This window comes from Paenibacillus xylanilyticus (assembly GCF_013359935.1).
GTDB lineage: Bacteria > Bacillota > Bacilli > Paenibacillales > Paenibacillaceae > Paenibacillus > Paenibacillus xylanilyticus.
Window position 1 is genome coordinate 1 of sequence record NZ_JABMCB010000088.1, and the last position, 2,594, is coordinate 2,594.

Annotated in this window: 1 protein-coding gene; it reads right to left on the minus strand. The window is 40.8% G+C overall.

The window, feature by feature from the left end:
- Positions 1–100 precede the first annotated feature (100 nt).
- Positions 101–1,894, minus strand: a complete 1,794-nt coding sequence (ltrA, locus tag HP552_RS00735) for a group II intron reverse transcriptase/maturase (RefSeq protein ID WP_175393858.1) — start codon at positions 1,892–1,894, stop codon at positions 101–103.
- Positions 1,895–2,594: the final 700 nt, after the last annotated feature.

Consider the following 2,594-nt stretch of genomic DNA (forward strand, 5'->3'; position numbering starts at 1 on the left):
ATAGGTATAGGTAAGGCTTTGACTACGTCGCTACCTTTTCCCCACCTCCACACCGTGCATGCGACTTTCACCGCACACGGCGTTCCATCTTGATAATAGTTTAATCGATCATTCCCAAGTTACTCAATTTACGGTATTGGTTAACCTTGATAAGCATGCTTTTGGTTAAGTCCAGCACGCTTTTGAGTTCAATAATCGTCTCATGGTTCACAGCATGAATTAGCTTATGGACATCTCGATGGATAATACGTAAGTTGTTATACTTATCGTTACCACCAGAATTTGACGGAACATAATGATGACAGTGTACGTCATCGGCGTATAGGAATGCACCTGTGATCTCGCATTTGCCCATAGCCATACTATACCGGCTAATTCGATTATCCAGATACTCAGCACTGCGCTGGGGATTATTGGATTTCATTAACTTAATGATTTCCTTTTGGACATCTCCACTCAGTTTTTTGCTGATACGATTCCGGCCTTCTAACGTATATGGTGTTAATTCTTGGCTGAAGTTTAGGTTGTTAGAAGTGCTTACATCCACTATCGGGTAGAGATAAACACCATTGATTAGGAACGTTCGATAGGTGGTTGAATAAAAGTTCCTGTATGTTGGTGGTGGATTACTTGGATGATCGTATATGCCACATCGTTTCAGACGATTATAGGTGAACTTTTTCAGGTCATAGGCAAGTCGTGAGAACTCTTTGAATACATGTGTCGCTTTTCTAAAGTAATTATGAACACCGAGAACAAAACTATTGAATTTGTGCGCGTTGCCAGCCGTTGGTGATTGTTTGATGTTTTGAATAAGTTTTTTGTACTGCAACCTTATCTGTTGTTTCTTCTTATCAATCACACCAGTATGTGCAACTTGCTTCTTTCCTTTCAAAGTCGCTTTAATTGTGAATCCTAGAAATTCAGATTTCTGCTTCCGTAGATTCAAAATTTTCGACTTTTCAGGGGAGATATCCAAGTTTAGACGGTCTTTCAAATACAGTCTTACTGCGTGAAACCACTTTTGGGCTGTTTCCCAATTTCGGCAAAGGATTTTGAAATCGTCAGCGTATCGTACGATAAACCCTTCTTTAAGCTTGGACTTTTTCAGAGCGCTATATTTATTCCTCTTTGTATATGCGTGCTTGGTCTGGAAATTCTCCCATTGCCCGGCTACCCATACATCCAAGTCATGTAGTGCGATATTGGAAAGCAGAGGGGAAAGAATACCTCCCTGTGGTGTTCCTTTTTCAGGAACACCTTCACCTTCGATTTCAGCTTTTAGCATCCTGTTGATGATGCTTAAGACTTTGCGATCCTGAATCCCTAGATTCCATATTTGCTTTAACAAGGTCGCGTGATTAATGTTGTCGAAGAATCCTTTTATATCAATGTCAACGATATAATGAAGTTGTCCATTATTAATCAGAAACTGCACTCTGGCCAATGCGTTGTGGGCAGATCTTAGTGGTCTAAATCCATAGCTGTGTTTAAAGAACTGCGCCTCAGCGATTGGTTCAAGTACTTGTTTAAAGCATTGTTGTATCAATCGATCGATGATACATGGAATCCCCAATGGTCTCTTTTTACCATTGGCTTTGGGGATGAAGACTCGTCTGACTTTCTTTGGCTGGTATTTATCTAGTTTTGTTTTTACAAGATCTACTAGCTCGTTGTCCGTCATTACTCTGAGGTTCTCAATTGTCTTACCGTCTGTACCAACTGTCTTTGATCCCTTATTTGATTTGATTGTTCGATAAGCAAGGAGAATATTTTCTCTAGATGTGATTAGTTCATAAAGACGATTAAAAGTATTTCCTTGTTTGGCTCGATCATATAAATCAGAGAAGGTATCTGTTAAGTTGTAGTAATCCCAATAACGTAGAGCCTGTATTGTGGCAACCCCCTGTCAGAGATTGTCCCCACATTCATACCGGACCGATACAGTTCACTTTTAGAAAATAGATAAACTATTATAAAGACTCAGGGCTGTTCCTCCACTTCGATTACGGAAGCTTCATTAGTCGTGCCCTTACTCTCACAAGGATGAATGCTTTTCGGTGGATACCTTATAGCAACCGTCTTGGATGGCAGTCCTCATTGCGACGTTCCTTGTTTTCCTTGTTCCTTCTATCCTAGCTATACATATTATCCTTAGGTGACCCCTTTGAACCTGCAAGCTTGATACCGCCATTGTTCGGTATAGCGTATTTCCTAACATGTAATTGTACTCAACGCCACTTGCCCCAACATCTGTTGGTAAACATGTTTCCATGAGTTAGGCATCTAGATTCGTAAATTCGGAGTTTAGTCAGTTCCCGATTGAACATTCTCACCATAGACAATTTTTCAGCCATCCGGCATATCAGTTGGCATACCTTCCTTGGTAGGCGGCTTCAGCCTTCCTTCTGCCGACTTCACCTAGCTTCATACCTTTTGTTCCTGCCGAACAGAACGCATGTAGGAGTCTCAACGGGACAGTTTCAGAAAACTTGGCTTCATCATTCCTGTCCTCGGATAGAAAGTTAGACTTAATTAAATTAGGTCCTTGCTTTTCCTGGTATTAACCAGTTATAGCAAAACAAGTCGCACAC